Annotated in this window: 14 protein-coding genes and 3 pseudogenes; 6 read left to right on the forward strand and 11 right to left on the reverse strand. The window is 41.7% G+C overall.

What is annotated here, in order from left to right; translation table 11 throughout:
• Window positions 1-37: 37 nt before the first annotated feature.
• Window positions 38-415 (forward strand): beta-sandwich lipoprotein, encoded by a 378-nt coding sequence (locus HGT70_RS14420; protein WP_244968955.1) that lies wholly within the window; start codon window positions 38-40, stop codon window positions 413-415.
• Window positions 416-446: 31 nt separating this feature from the next.
• On the opposite strand, the gene HGT70_RS14425 is transcribed toward HGT70_RS14420, so the two are convergent.
• The 6 genes and pseudogenes from HGT70_RS14425 to HGT70_RS14450 all read right to left on the reverse strand — a co-directional run bounded on the left by HGT70_RS14425 (window position 447) and on the right by HGT70_RS14450 (window position 4,114).
• A complete protein-coding gene (locus HGT70_RS14425) occupies window positions 447-686 on the reverse strand; it encodes a hypothetical protein (protein ID WP_214196317.1) in 240 nt (79 codons plus the stop codon).
• 32 nt (window positions 687-718) lie between these two features.
• Complete coding sequence (locus tag HGT70_RS14430; RefSeq protein WP_214196318.1) at window positions 719-1,123, reverse strand: hypothetical protein; 405 nt, start codon at window positions 1,121-1,123, stop codon at window positions 719-721.
• A 193-nt stretch (window positions 1,124-1,316) separates the two neighbouring features.
• Window positions 1,317-1,934: a hypothetical protein gene (locus tag HGT70_RS14435; RefSeq protein WP_214196319.1), complete on the reverse strand. Its 618-nt coding sequence runs from the start codon at window positions 1,932-1,934 to the stop codon at window positions 1,317-1,319.
• 57 nt (window positions 1,935-1,991) lie between these two features.
• Window positions 1,992-2,189: a hypothetical protein gene (locus tag HGT70_RS14440; protein WP_214196320.1), complete on the reverse strand. Its 198-nt coding sequence runs from the start codon at window positions 2,187-2,189 to the stop codon at window positions 1,992-1,994.
• 197 nt (window positions 2,190-2,386) lie between these two features.
• Window positions 2,387-3,646: pseudogene (umuC, locus tag HGT70_RS14445) on the reverse strand (translesion error-prone DNA polymerase V subunit UmuC).
• A 75-nt stretch (window positions 3,647-3,721) separates the two neighbouring features.
• Window positions 3,722-4,114, reverse strand: coding sequence for a S24/S26 family peptidase (locus HGT70_RS14450; protein WP_214196321.1), 393 nt, complete (start codon window positions 4,112-4,114; stop codon window positions 3,722-3,724).
• A gap of 380 nt (window positions 4,115-4,494) precedes the next feature.
• Between HGT70_RS14450 and HGT70_RS14455 the strand changes: the two genes are divergently transcribed.
• The 5 genes and pseudogenes from HGT70_RS14455 to HGT70_RS14475 all read left to right on the forward strand — a co-directional run bounded on the left by HGT70_RS14455 (window position 4,495) and on the right by HGT70_RS14475 (window position 7,795).
• Window positions 4,495-4,719, forward strand: coding sequence for a type II toxin-antitoxin system HigB family toxin (locus HGT70_RS14455; protein ID WP_342355583.1), 225 nt, complete (start codon window positions 4,495-4,497; stop codon window positions 4,717-4,719).
• Window positions 4,716-5,129: a helix-turn-helix domain-containing protein gene (locus HGT70_RS14460; RefSeq protein WP_214196322.1), complete on the forward strand. Its 414-nt coding sequence runs from the start codon at window positions 4,716-4,718 to the stop codon at window positions 5,127-5,129. The genes HGT70_RS14455 and HGT70_RS14460 overlap by 4 nt, the downstream gene beginning before the upstream one ends.
• A 2-nt stretch (window positions 5,130-5,131) precedes the next feature.
• A pseudogene (locus HGT70_RS14465) lies at window positions 5,132-5,338 on the forward strand (type II toxin-antitoxin system HicB family antitoxin); the annotation flags it as partial.
• Between the two features lie 296 nt (window positions 5,339-5,634).
• Window positions 5,635-6,336, forward strand: coding sequence for a replication initiation protein (locus HGT70_RS14470; RefSeq protein WP_244968957.1), 702 nt, complete (start codon window positions 5,635-5,637; stop codon window positions 6,334-6,336).
• A gap of 111 nt (window positions 6,337-6,447) precedes the next feature.
• A pseudogene (locus tag HGT70_RS14475) lies at window positions 6,448-7,795 on the forward strand (IS3 family transposase).
• A 395-nt stretch (window positions 7,796-8,190) separates the two neighbouring features.
• On the opposite strand, the gene HGT70_RS14480 reads toward HGT70_RS14475, so the two are convergent.
• Genes HGT70_RS14480 through HGT70_RS14500 form a run of 5 tightly spaced genes read right to left on the reverse strand, consistent with a single transcriptional unit; the run spans window position 8,191 to window position 12,537 of the window.
• The gene (locus HGT70_RS14480) at window positions 8,191-9,351 is read right to left on the reverse strand and encodes an alginate lyase family protein (protein ID WP_214196325.1); all 1,161 of its coding nucleotides are present in this window, start codon (window positions 9,349-9,351) and stop codon (window positions 8,191-8,193) included.
• A 58-nt stretch (window positions 9,352-9,409) separates the two neighbouring features.
• Window positions 9,410-10,819 carry a shufflon system plasmid conjugative transfer pilus tip adhesin PilV gene (pilV, locus tag HGT70_RS14485; protein ID WP_214196326.1) on the reverse strand — a complete coding sequence of 470 codons (1,410 nt, stop codon included), beginning with the start codon at window positions 10,817-10,819 and terminating at the stop codon, window positions 9,410-9,412.
• Window positions 10,820-10,835: 16 nt separating this feature from the next.
• A complete protein-coding gene (locus HGT70_RS14490) occupies window positions 10,836-11,465 on the reverse strand; it encodes a prepilin peptidase (protein ID WP_214196327.1) in 630 nt (209 codons plus the stop codon).
• 14 nt (window positions 11,466-11,479) lie between these two features.
• Window positions 11,480-11,944 (reverse strand): lytic transglycosylase domain-containing protein, encoded by a 465-nt coding sequence (locus tag HGT70_RS14495; RefSeq protein ID WP_244968958.1) that lies wholly within the window; start codon window positions 11,942-11,944, stop codon window positions 11,480-11,482.
• Between the two features lie 11 nt (window positions 11,945-11,955).
• Window positions 11,956-12,537: a type 4 pilus major pilin gene (locus HGT70_RS14500; protein WP_214196328.1), complete on the reverse strand. Its 582-nt coding sequence runs from the start codon at window positions 12,535-12,537 to the stop codon at window positions 11,956-11,958.
• Between the last annotated feature and the right edge of the window lie 8 nt (window positions 12,538-12,545).

Raw genomic sequence — 12,545 nt, forward strand, 5'->3', positions numbered from 1 at the left:
GTTATGGCCACCAGCTTAGAATGTAGCGAGGCTGAGCATGATTCTGCGTAAAATATTACTACTTGGCGTTCTGGCGTTAGCCGGTTGTGATAGCGCCAGCGATACGGCCAGCCGTAATTTATCTACGGCTTCAGATAATTTTGAGGTAGAACGCCGTTTCGTTTTCTACAACGGGATCACCGGTGGCTATTTGCTGACTATTGAGAGATTATGCTCAAAGGATAATACCAGCACTGATAAAACTCTGGGGGTAGTGTGCAAGGTTGGACCTAATCAGTATAAAAAGCACATGCTAGGTCTATCTGACAACGTTACTTGGTTCATGGAGCAAACAACACCTATTGAGGCGAGTCCCTATCATTATCGGGTTGTCTTCAATCCCAAAGTGATTATTCCGGATCTGGAAATCAGGTAAAAGAAGGGCCTCAGGGCCCTTCTTCTCAAACTTATTTGAGCTTAAAACCCTTTAAGCCTTTTAAACTATCAGCAACCATCCTTCTAAACTCATTCTTAACAGCTGTTACAGCTTCTTCTTTGGTAACCTCAACCGCACTGTCTAGGTCGTTGAGCTCTCCGCAGTCACTGCATTTTACTAATTCGCCATGCTCAATATCTTTGCCTTTTTCACGCTCTAAAGGCTGATGACAGAAAAGACATTTCACATTAAAAGTTCGGGTATCACTCATTATCGTCACCATTAATATTAAGAAGATTTAAGTTAAGAAATACGCCCAGCAATAAAACCAACAATTGCCCCGCCTACACCCCAGATTAAGTTAACCCAATAAGGTATCACCGAATCTTCAAGTTTCTCCGCCGCTCTTTTAAGTGGCGTTTTTTTTGCTTCAAGTTGGTTAGAGCTACGTTTAGATTTTGCGACCCCTGATCCTGTTGTCGTTAATTTGAAACGGTCATCATCGGCGATATAAGATTGGCTAATCCATCGGTTAGTCAGGCAAATATTTACAGCTTTTTGGAATTCTTCGAGAGTGTAATTAGTACTCTGTCTTGTATTGAACTCATTAAAAGAATTTTCATCGATAATGAAGTCAAATTCATTGAGCAAAAACCCTTTTTTCTCAAGCGTATCTTGCATATCAATGAGTAATAAATATTCCAACATAGCCACCTCTCCTGTGATTGAACAAACCATCATACCTTAATTTTTTTTAATTACGGGCCTGTAAATGTAGTTGAGCAAGTAGGCAAAAACAGAGTTTAATTTTTAAGCAAAGCACTGATAGGGGGAGCTTTAAGGTATAGGGAGCCGTTACAGTGTCACGCCACCAGCGTGAGTGCTGGTGGCAAACGGTCGGTCAATGAGGTTTCGTGGCGTCTTTATAGCCAGTTTGGTCCGTAACACCGACTACTGGAGTATCAGGTATCAACGTATTGATCGCATCCATAATGGCTTGCTTGGTTACGCCTCGCGAAGCACCATTAAAGAGTCCAACAGCACCGACGATAATAGCCGCAACGATTACCGTAGATAAAAGCCCAGGTATACCGCTTAACAGCCATTTAATTAATGTCTTCCACCAAGGTTGTTTATTTTGGGTTTCGGCAAAATCATTGACCTTTTTTAGCCATTCAACACCATGGCTCTTTAATTCTTGCTTATGACCTTTTTCAAGGTCAGCCTGTTGTTTTTTAAATTTTGCCTCAATATTTTCACTTACCGCTGTTACGAAGGTATCGATAGCTTTATTGGCCTGATCCCTATAAGTTTGTAAGCGGCGTTGTGACGCGACTAATTGATTATGAAACCTGGAGAGCTCTTGGTTAATCTCTACCTCAGTCAAACCACGTCTGCGGCAATCTCTGGCTTGATCGTCTTTATCAGCCTTATACAGCGCGTATGCAATAAGCTGTTCAGGTTTATTTATGTCCTTAACTAATTCCGTAAAGACCCATTTTTGATCTGGTCCTGCCATTTTTCACCATCACAATAAAAAAGCCCCAACTTGTGGGGCCTTTACTAGAAAATAACACTATCCTTTACGAGCTGAATTAAACGCCTTCGCAAATATGGACCGGCCACGCGCGATGCCGTTCGATGACTTCACTTCGTATCCAGACGCAGTATTATTTTTTCTTGTGCGTAAACTCACTGAAGTGTCAGACAGCGATTTACGTACAACGTCGCTTATTTCACTTGCAGAAAGCGGCTTAATATAAGAATTCGCCATGGTTTCTCCTCCGCATTTCACATAATTCTATACGTAGACGGAGTCTGTTGCATTAAGAATTCCTAAAAAAACTGTAAAATTTCTAAAAAAATCCGAAATTCATACGTTGGCGCGCACTTAGTGCGCCAAGGGTTCCGCCAATTTGAGGTATGTAAAAAATGACGATGTGGCGCTGGCGGCGGCGGTGCGCCGCGCAGTTATTTGACTGTGAGTAGATCGGCGTAAGAAGCGGTGTAACGAGGAGAGAGCATTTCCCTTTTCATTTGCCAATTTTGGTCGGTTCATTGACTTGCGAAGTAAATTTTCCCCTTCCCTGATTTATTGATCGTATCAAGTGTAGCCATAAGAGAATCGGCGTTTGCCCGGGGTTGAAGCTCGCTAAACATATCAAGTTGAGCCATCCCCGTTTGATAGAAATCACTGAGCATAATCCCGGCTTTGGCATATCGGTAGCCATCTCGCCAGATTATATCTAGGCCGCGCATAGCAAGACCTATGATGTCCCTAGAATCGCTGGTGGGATACTCGCAAGTGAGTGAGGCTGTGTTGTAATACTGCGGCTCATTACTATGCCGACCGGTGGCGATAAAAACACTGATATGCTGACACTTAGATGTCTGTTCCCTAAGCTTTTCAGCGGCCCTAGTCGCGTAACTACAGACCGCCTCACGCATCTCATCGATAGAGGTAACGCGCTGGCCAAATAAGCGGGAACACATTATCTGTTGCTTAGGGGGTGGCGCATATTCAAGAGTTATACAGCTTTCGCCGTTTAACTCTCTAACCGTACGTTCAAGAACGACGTTAAAGTTTTTTCGGATCATCGAAAGATTCGCGCGAGAAAGGTCCAGGGCTGTATTGATACCCATCGTATTGAGCCTTTTCTCGATCCTTCCTCCCACCCCCCACACATCATCAACCTCAACCAGTGCCATTAATTTTTGCTGCCTTGTATAGGAGGATATGTCTACAATACCTTCGGTTTTGGTCCATTTTTTGGCCGCATGATTAGCAAGCTTCGCAAGTGTCTTAGTTGGACCAAAGCCCACCCCAACGACTAAACCAGCCTCTTTTTTTATCCTAGCGCGAATTTGCTTTCCGAATTCTTCTATAGGAATGCAGTTAGAAACTCCGCTAACATCAAGAAAACTTTCGTCTATCGAGTAGATCTCTTGGCCGGATGCCATCTCACCTAATATCGACATCATCCGCTGACTCATATCACCGTACAAGGCGTAATTACTCGAAAAGACGTGTACACCGTGTTGTTTGAAAAAGCGGTCAAACTTGAAGAGAGGATCCCCCATTTTTATACCGAGTTTCTTCGACTCTGCAGAACGGGCGATGACGCAACCATCGTTATTGCTTACCACGACAACGGGCTTACCCCTTAAATCCGGGCGAAAAACAGTCTCACAACTGCAATAGAAATTGTTGGCATCAGCAAGCGCAAACATGTCTCCCTCCTAACTATAAACACTGTATTCATATACAGTATTATTCATGGATTTTATGAGCGCAAGTCGAAAGTTTTAATTCCGCGATAGAAATCGATCACCCACTGGGTTGAAACCTAACTCGGCCATGTCGTTGAGCACATACGAGATGACGCCCCATATGGGAAGCGAATCGTTAATAGCTAACCCTATAATGTCGTCCGGATTTTGAAGACTAATTAAGGCTGGAGCGTGCGATAACGTTAGACGTCTAAGCTCTAATCCATTGTTGATCTCTGCGATAACGACACTCCCATCTTTTGGATTTAAGGCCCTATCGATGATTAGTAAGGCACCTTTCAAAATACCGACCGCAGGATAATGGCCTTCGGATATCATGAAGTAATGCGAATACGCTGAAAGCTTAAGGAAATCATTCAAATCTAGCCGATTTTCAGTGTAATTTTGGGCTGGCGACGGAAAAGCCATGTTTACCTCTAGCGTTCTATAAACGATTAAAAGTCAGCGGGTTAAGTATAGTTAATTAATCGATTCTCCATTGCCGTCATCATAAGGAACCAAGCGCCTGAGTAATCAGTTAGCTACCCTATAGTGGGGATCCCCCTCCTGAATCGCGTAACGTCGCGTGAAGGTGGATGCGTTATTCGTTGACAATTGGCCGCATTTCTTCGGGATCGTTATCAAAACCTTAATGCTGAATTAATTAATGTTTCCATGTTGTCAACCATTGGGAATTATGTATAATGTTTCCATGTTGTCAACTTAAGGCAAGAGAATGAGGGTGATCAGTCGCATCCCGTTTCGTAAAGCTGAAATTCAATTTAGGCAGTTTGCGAATGCGATAGAGGATACTAAAAAGAGGTGATTTCAAGTCACCAGACGAGTTAAAGAAAGCCTTCCCAAGCCTCGATAGGATGAAATACAAAGAGCGATGGTGGGTAATAGACGTAAGAGGAGGGAACATCAGGATAATGTTAAAGATAGACTTCCCAACACAGACCGTTTACGTAAAACACATTACTAACCACACTGATTACGACAAACTGATTGCTGGCTTTAGGAGCGAAAAATGATTACCACTGAAACCCTGTCTACGGTAAACAACTTAATTAAAACCATCCCCCTATTTGGGGGATGTTCTAGCGAAAAAGAGTACGAGCAAGCACTCGAACTATCTGAGTACCTGCTAGACAACGATCCTCAATCACCCATCCTGACCATGCTCATTGCAAAAATTGAGGAATATGAAGATAACCTGCCCGAACTGGCTGAGTTTAATGAGCGCATTGCCAAAACTCCTACAGGGGTGGCTATGCTTCGCGTTCTCATGGATCAGTATGGTTTAAATCAATCTGATTTTGAAAACGAAATAAGTAAAAAATCACTGGTAAGCCGAATTCTTAATGGTGAACGGTCATTAACTATTGAGGCTATTAAGCGGCTATCTGAGCGTTTTGGGTTGCCAGTACAACTTTTTATCTAAGGGATCCAACAAAATTCGAGTCGAAAGCAGAGAAGCTTAATCTAACAATGCCTCGCAATCCTCTCAGTGTTATCGACCGCCACATTGAAGCGTCCGGGCGATATAAAAACCGTTCGGCGTTTCTCGCTGAGTTAGCAAGAAAAAAATCTCACGATAATACACTCCATAAGCCCTGGGCATCAGGATTTATGGGAAACACCACAATTTAAATTGTGTTTATCCACAGTACCCTTTTAATAACATTTTCTTTCCTTTCTACCTTTACCCCCTTTTAGCAGCCCACCAGCCCTTTGATACCAAGCCCTGTAGAGTCTTGATATGGGAATGACCCCAACTAATTATGGGAATCGCCCTAACTAACCATGGGAAATAGCACAAGAGAATATGGGAAGCACCCCAAGTTACTATGGGAAATACCCCAAGTTTATGATTTACACTTGCGATAGTTGACTCAGATAGCTAACAGTCTATTATGGGCATAATTATTCAACCCCACAGGCGCATCATGAGATCTAAAAGTCCTCGTATCATCCAGTCTAACGAACTCACAGAAGCCGCGTATCATCTACCTTTACAAGCAAAACGTATGCTTTGGTTGTGCCTGCGACAGATATTCCAAAAATCAGAAACCGACCCGCTTGAGCCGACCTACATCGTCAAAGTTTCGGACTATGCGGCAATTTTTCAAGTCAGTCTATCCACAGCTTCCAAGGACTTGAAAAGCGCGATTGAGACGATAAGTAACAGCTCTGTCGTGTTCTATCCAGCAAATGGTGAATGTGAGGAAATACGGCGTCCTTGGCTTGCTGAGGTGGGGTTAAAACGAGGACGAGGGGCGTGGTCTATCGAATTTAATTCGAAGATAATGCCTTATATAACCGGGCTTTCATCGAAATTCACAACTTACAACCTCTATGACTGCGGAAAGCTAAAATCAGTGCGCGTAATACGCCTGTATGAGTGCTTATGCCAGTATCGCAGTACCGGTCAATTCATCGTTTCGCCTGAGTGGCTGGCCGAACGTTTTCATTTGCCCGAATCACAGCGCATCAATCGCGCTGAAATGAAACGTACTTTTATTGAGCCCTCGATAGTTAGTATTAATAAAAATACTGTTTTAACCGTTGTGTACTCGGAGAACACTAACAGCGATTTCGTCTTTACCTTCGCGGAAAAAGAGAGCGGAAAAGCCAAGATAACAGGTTAACTTGTGCCATTTCCCACACTCAAACTTGTGCTACTTCCCATACATGAAAAAGCCCTGATAGTTGAACTGCACCCCAAAAGTTGGACACTCGACTGATTAAGGTGCAGCTCAGTGAGCAATCCAAAGTTTTCCCTCGAATTACGGCTCGCCGTCGTCACGCATTATCTTAACAGCAGCGATGGCTATCGCGAGACAGCCACACGTTTTGCTGTGGGCCGCACGGCGGTTCGACGCTGGGTTTCCGCATGGCATTGACGGGCTCACTTGGAAAGCGGGCGACTACACTCCTGAATTCCGGCTGAAGGTTGTCCGCGCAGTGATCGATGATAAACTATCGCTTCGCGATGCCACCGCCAGATTTAACCTTTCCGGTGAAAGTACCGTTTACCAGTGGGTTAAACACTTTCAGGCGTCCGGAGCCGGGGCGCTCTCCGGCATAAAACGCGGAAGACCTAAAAAGCCAGAACCCATGCATAAGGACATCATTTCCCCGCCATCACCCCACGATAATTCCCCTGATGCTCAGGCCGAACTGCGCTACCTTCGAGCCGAAGTCGCCTGGCTTAAAAGAGCCGCAGGGCTGGATAGTGCTAAGTTTCAGCGCCGGAAAGCCCTTATCATTAAAAAACTACGCCGCGGGCACGGGCTGAATGGTCTTCTGAAGGCAGCTGGCATGGCGCGTAGTACGTTCTACCATGACTTCAGCGCTATCAGGAAAGCTGATAAGCTCTTGGCGTTGAAAGAACTAATCTTTGATATTTATCACCTCCATAAGGGGCGCTACGGTTATCGCCGGATAACGCTGGCGCTCCGGCGCAGTAATGGCCCTGTTAATCACAAAACTGCTCAGCGTCTGATGGGGGAGTTGTCGCTCCGCGTCGTTATCCGAGTCAGAAAATATCGCTCGTGGAAAGGTCAGATGAGGAAAATCGCCCCTAACCGTCTGAAACGCGACTTCACGTCCAGCAGCGCCAACGGAAAATGGGTGAGTGACGTGACGGAGTTCGCTGTTAACGGCGAAAAGTTATACCTCTACCCAGTGATTGACTCCTTCAACAGCGAGTTTATCGCACGCAGCCTGTCTAAAAGGCCCATGATGGCGCTTGTTGATACGATGCTGGTTAAGGCATTGAATCGGCTCACGCCTGAGGATGCACCCGTGCTGCACACTGACCAAGGCTGGCAGTACCAGATGACGGCTTATCAGGGCATGAACCGGGCAGTAGGCGTGGCACAGAGCATGTCGAAAAAGGGAAACTGCCATTGATAACTCAATGACTGAAAGTTTTTCAGCACGCTCAAACCCGAATGCCTCTATGTGGAGGAATTCAACAGCATTCTTGGGCTGAGATAGGCCATAGACGCCTATATCTACTATTACAACCATGAGCGAATAAGGCTGCGGCTGAACGGCCTCAGCCCTGTTGAATTCAGGTCACTGCATTTGAAAGCAGCATGACCAAAGAACATATGTCATATAACCATTTTTCCCCAATGCTTTAAACCAAATAAGGCAGACGTAGGGAGTGTTAGCTCAGACTTGACCTGGCAGGTTTTGAAAAGTAGAGATTTAGGTAAATCTGCCACTCTGCTTTAGGCGAAAATCATACGAAACTTTCAATTATTAATAACGAAAAATTGCCTTACTCATATTAAGACCCGTCATTCCAAAACCTCTTCCCTCATATAGATGAAGAGCACGGGCATTACCTCTAGCTCTTTTAAGCTTTTATGGGGTATTAACAATTTGGCTACCAGAATAGGATTTTTCCATGAAAATCACTCCTGATTGTAAATCTAAAAATAGAATTATCGGCATGCAAAACTTACAGAGTAATTTCCAAATGACTGAAATTAATTATTAAAAATCAATGTCCCGAACCCAAGCTGATCGAAACCACCACTATTTCCTCCATAGCTACCTCCACCTGACTCTGGGCCGACCTTATTCATTATTTGCAAAGTATAGGGAGCATCTAGCTTTGAAATATTATGATAGTGATTATAAACCAAACTCCATATTGGCCTAACATTTCCCCGTGCAACGGAAGATATCTCCGTTTGTATCCAACCATCTGAAGAAGTGTATAGAGTCCAAGGAACGTCATTCCCTAAATTGTAAGAAGCGACATACTCAGAAGCTTTCAAAAAGAGATTATCTTGATAAGAGAATAGATCATCCCCTTGATTCCAAGCCATCTGGCAAATAACGCCTATTAATTCAATGTCCAACATTGTATGGCCTTGATCTCTTCCACTTTCTTGGACTTGTGCAAAGCCCTCAGGATAGACTTTCCACATGGCATTTTTAAAGGCACCATTACCACCGCCTTCATAGATGTAGTTAAGTGATTGCTGATAAATATCATCACGGTCGGTAAGTATACCTATACTCATCATAGAGGCTAGATTAGCTAAATCCCAATTAGCCCAATAATGCTTTCCTTCAGGCCCATAATTAATATGATTTTTAATGAAATCGCTATTCATAGGGTAAAAGACTTTAAGCAGCATCGACTTAAGATTCTCTAATCCAGTCCAACCACTATAAGTTCTTAAAATCTCACCTGCATTAGCTAATTGATACCCATAAATGCCCGAAACAAGGAATTTATCACTCGTTCCACCTATACCGGTAAGGGTCGTACTCCATTGATCAAGGATGCGTGCTGAAGCATCCGCATACTTAGCATCGCCGGATATCTTCCAACGCAATGCCAGCTGGTATGCTGCCGCTGCATCTTGATATAGTGAAGTATAGTTGTCTTTACCCCAACTAGGATTACCTCGTATGACATAACTTTTAGCATTAGGAGTATAATTTTCATTAGAAAATCTACTTGTTAATAACAAATTCCAACTCTGCATAACGGGAGTGAAGTTTTGAGATATTAATTCCTTAGTTTTGTCAAAATCGGCATTTGTACTTAGCATACCCGGATGTACAAAATTCCTAGCAAAGCAGGAATTCATTAACATCAATAAACTAACTATAATAAAGCTTAATACTTTCATATTTTTACCTCAGAAAATAATATATTGATAATTTAATTTTAATCCAGCGTATTACAATTTATTGATACGTCTTTATTACAAAATCCCCCTGACTACATCCATACTGACGACCTGGAGATGAAATAATTTGAAACTTACTGTTTGCTGGAACAGGAAAAGTAAGAGTACTTCTACTGAAGGCGTCAATACCATCATTGGTGTTTTCCCCAACTTTATTACCCTCCACCAAACCGACCAGCGAAGATGAATTTGAGCACTTACCTTTATTTACTACTTTATTGGATATAGAATTCCCTCCGCTTGCAATAATCCATAGTGTTTCATTAGAACTATTTAGCCCATAATATTGACCAACAAAGTGGCCGTTATTATTATAAACACCTAAATTACCTCCCGCTTTTTGCCAATGATTTCTTCGGCATATCATCAATGTTGCATCATCGCTACTTCCTAATAATCCGTCCTCATCACAAACTTGATTGCCAAAAACTTGACCTTTAATTTTAATAAATTCGGATGCAGTGAGACGTCCTTCAGAAGTAATTTTATTTGCTCTAATTTCACCCGTAGTCGAAATCCCCTTCCCTTTATAGGACTTAACCCAATCATCATCATCCATATAGAAGCCGCCTTGATGATCAATATTTATCCAACCCTTTGATTGATCAGTTACTAACCATCCACCAGAGCTGTGAATATCTCCTTGAGCCATTATATTGCCATCAGACCATAACGCTTGGTGCGCAATAATACGCTGGCCTCCGATATTTCCTTTAAATAGACCATTATAAGCGTCAATGTTTTTAACATTTTTTACATCATGTTTGTCCATATCGATATCGGTATGCATTTGATTAAGATCGTCGCGACCGGCAACGTGATAGCGGTAAAGCCTATCGCTATCCTCTCTTATCGTATTTTGTGAAACAGCGGAAAGATAATTCACCAAATGACCAGGGCTTACATCGAATCCTAAACTTTTTAAATCGACACTCCACTCACCCTCTGCCCCATCGGCAATACCCTCCACGTAGATATAACCTCCTGCCCCTTTTATCCTTTTGGAGATATACTTTAATCCTTTAAATGGAAGGCTCCGCCCTCCTGTCGTCACGATAAATGTATTCATCATGTTATTATTTTTATTTTTGGAAATGAGAATTTTATAATTCTGCCCTTGATTATTTTTAAGTGTATAGCCTATAGGTAAATACCCGCTTTGCTGTAAAACCTCCGCATCGAGCGTAAAAATCTGCTCACTCTCAAACTTTAGGTATAAATCGTTATAATGGTCTTTGATATATCTTTTAGCACTTAATGAAATAATCTCCATCTGAGAGGCAGTTAACTCCCATTCTTGGGTTTCTAAATAATTGCTATAACGTTGATAACCTATCGGTGCTGCGATCAAAATTACCGCCAACACTAAGCTTAATGAAAATAATGTATCACCACGATCTATACTCATTTATCCTCCCGATAAATTAAACCAACCACCGATCTTTTACCAGATAAACAAGTGCTATACTGAAAAATAAAAATGGAGCATAGGGCAACCTATTTTTATTTAATAACACAGAAATTAAAGATAGAAAGAAAAAAGCAAGCCCTGAAAAAAAGGCAGCCACCTGCCAACTGAACCAAAAAAAACAGCCGCTAATAATGAATACATCACCCATTCCTATAGCTTCTTTCTTAGAAAGTTGAATAATTGACTGTCTGATTGATAGTAATATTAAGAAGCATAAGCTACCAGAGATTATCAATTGGATGTTATAATTAAAATTGTGGGACACGACATTACCGATCATTCCCGTAATTAAAAATAACATGGTATACCTCCTTGGAAGCCAATGGTTACTAATGTCTAAATAAGTAAAGAGGTATCCCCAGAAAAATAAAGCAAAAAAAACAAATATATCATGATTATTTCCATTTGCTATATTTCTACCAGCAAAATAATAATACAAAAAAAATATCGCCCTCGATATGAATAGCTCTTTTTTAGAGAGATATTTCCCTTTATTCAATTCAATGAACAATAAGGCAAGAATCTCGGCTGTAACGAGTAAAATCAGACTTAACAAAAACCCAAACAGAAAAAAGCTATACAATTACTTCCTCCAATTTATCTCTCTCTGATCTTTAACCAAGTAGCATAGACTTTTCTTGCATAGATATTTCTCAAAAGTTTATTTTTTTTACTAAAGCCAGCATTATAAGAACCTAAGCACTCCCACGTCTGCCCGCAATGACGTAAGTGCTGAGCGAGTATCCATGCACCAATCTGAATATTAAGGCACTTTTTTTCTAAAAGATCCTTACTGCTTGTAGGGATCCCTAATCGGCGAAGTTCAGTAAAATGCATATCATTAATTTGCATCACTCCATAATCTAAACTAATGACTTTACCCTTTCTATCCCTATTAATATTTATACTCTTAGTTGAATTACCGCTTTCTACCAGGGCTATAGATTTCAACAGATAGGGTGAAATATGATAGCGTTGCCCGGCCGTTTGAAAACATTCATCGCTCGCTTTCGCATGACAAATAATTATCATCATACAGCCTAGAAAAACGAATATTTTCATATCGTCTAATTTCAATTATTACTAATGAATGAAATATTATTATCTTGGTGCCCGCTATTTTTCGTCACGCATTGCGCGCCGACACTTCCGGCACTAATTTGTCCTTGATTAATGTTTCCATTAATGTCCACCTCTTGAATAAAACTCATCGTACTTAATTTCTCAACCAATGTAATGCAGGCTTCTTGTGGGACTCCGGCGTAGCTGAGGACGAATTTTGTTGCGTCTCCATTATCATCCGTTTTCGTTGCCAATGACACATCCCCACCCCATACATTATGAAGCCGAGCATTTCCTTTAGTCTTATCACCGATAACAGACATATTGCCTGGGGCACCCCCGAATTGGATCAATGAACCTATCATTGATTCTTGCTTATCAAAATTATATACCCCATTGGTTTTCAACATAGTACGGGTATTATTCATTAATTCGCTGATATTACTAAGCTCTGTATTAGTATCGTTCTTACTGAATAACCCTCCCCCTAAACTAATGCCAATAATTAAGACAACGAGCGATATTGTGATCCAAATCCCCGCTTCAAAAAGAGAAATTGCACCTGAATCGATATTTTTCTTTTTATTCAACATTTTACATT

Origin of the sequence: Rosenbergiella collisarenosi (assembly GCF_018494085.1) — a bacterium.
GTDB classification, from domain to species: Bacteria; Pseudomonadota; Gammaproteobacteria; order Enterobacterales; family Enterobacteriaceae; genus Rosenbergiella; species Rosenbergiella collisarenosi.

What these genes read in the sequence shown, in the direction of transcription:
- HGT70_RS14420 (WP_244968955.1), top strand. Translation starts at nt 38, where the DNA reads ATGATTCTGCGTAAAATATTACTACTTGGCGTTCTGGCGTTAGCCGGT.
- HGT70_RS14425 (WP_214196317.1), bottom strand. Translation starts at nt 686, where the DNA reads ATGAGTGATACCCGAACTTTTAATGTGAAATGTCTTTTCTGTCATCAG.
- HGT70_RS14430 (WP_214196318.1), bottom strand. Translation starts at nt 1,123, where the DNA reads ATGTTGGAATATTTATTACTCATTGATATGCAAGATACGCTTGAGAAA.
- HGT70_RS14435 (WP_214196319.1), bottom strand. Translation starts at nt 1,934, where the DNA reads ATGGCAGGACCAGATCAAAAATGGGTCTTTACGGAATTAGTTAAGGAC.
- HGT70_RS14440 (WP_214196320.1), bottom strand. Translation starts at nt 2,189, where the DNA reads ATGGCGAATTCTTATATTAAGCCGCTTTCTGCAAGTGAAATAAGCGAC.
- HGT70_RS14450 (WP_214196321.1), bottom strand. Translation starts at nt 4,114, where the DNA reads ATGGCTTTTCCGTCGCCAGCCCAAAATTACACTGAAAATCGGCTAGAT.
- HGT70_RS14460 (WP_214196322.1), top strand. Translation starts at nt 4,716, where the DNA reads ATGATTACCACTGAAACCCTGTCTACGGTAAACAACTTAATTAAAACC.
- HGT70_RS14470 (WP_244968957.1), top strand. Translation starts at nt 5,635, where the DNA reads ATGAGATCTAAAAGTCCTCGTATCATCCAGTCTAACGAACTCACAGAA.
- HGT70_RS14480 (WP_214196325.1), bottom strand. Translation starts at nt 9,351, where the DNA reads ATGAAAGTATTAAGCTTTATTATAGTTAGTTTATTGATGTTAATGAAT.
- pilV (WP_214196326.1), bottom strand. Translation starts at nt 10,819, where the DNA reads ATGAGTATAGATCGTGGTGATACATTATTTTCATTAAGCTTAGTGTTG.
- HGT70_RS14495 (WP_244968958.1), bottom strand. Translation starts at nt 11,944, where the DNA reads ATGAAAATATTCGTTTTTCTAGGCTGTATGATGATAATTATTTGTCAT.
- HGT70_RS14500 (WP_214196328.1), bottom strand. Translation starts at nt 12,537, where the DNA reads ATGTTGAATAAAAAGAAAAATATCGATTCAGGTGCAATTTCTCTTTTT.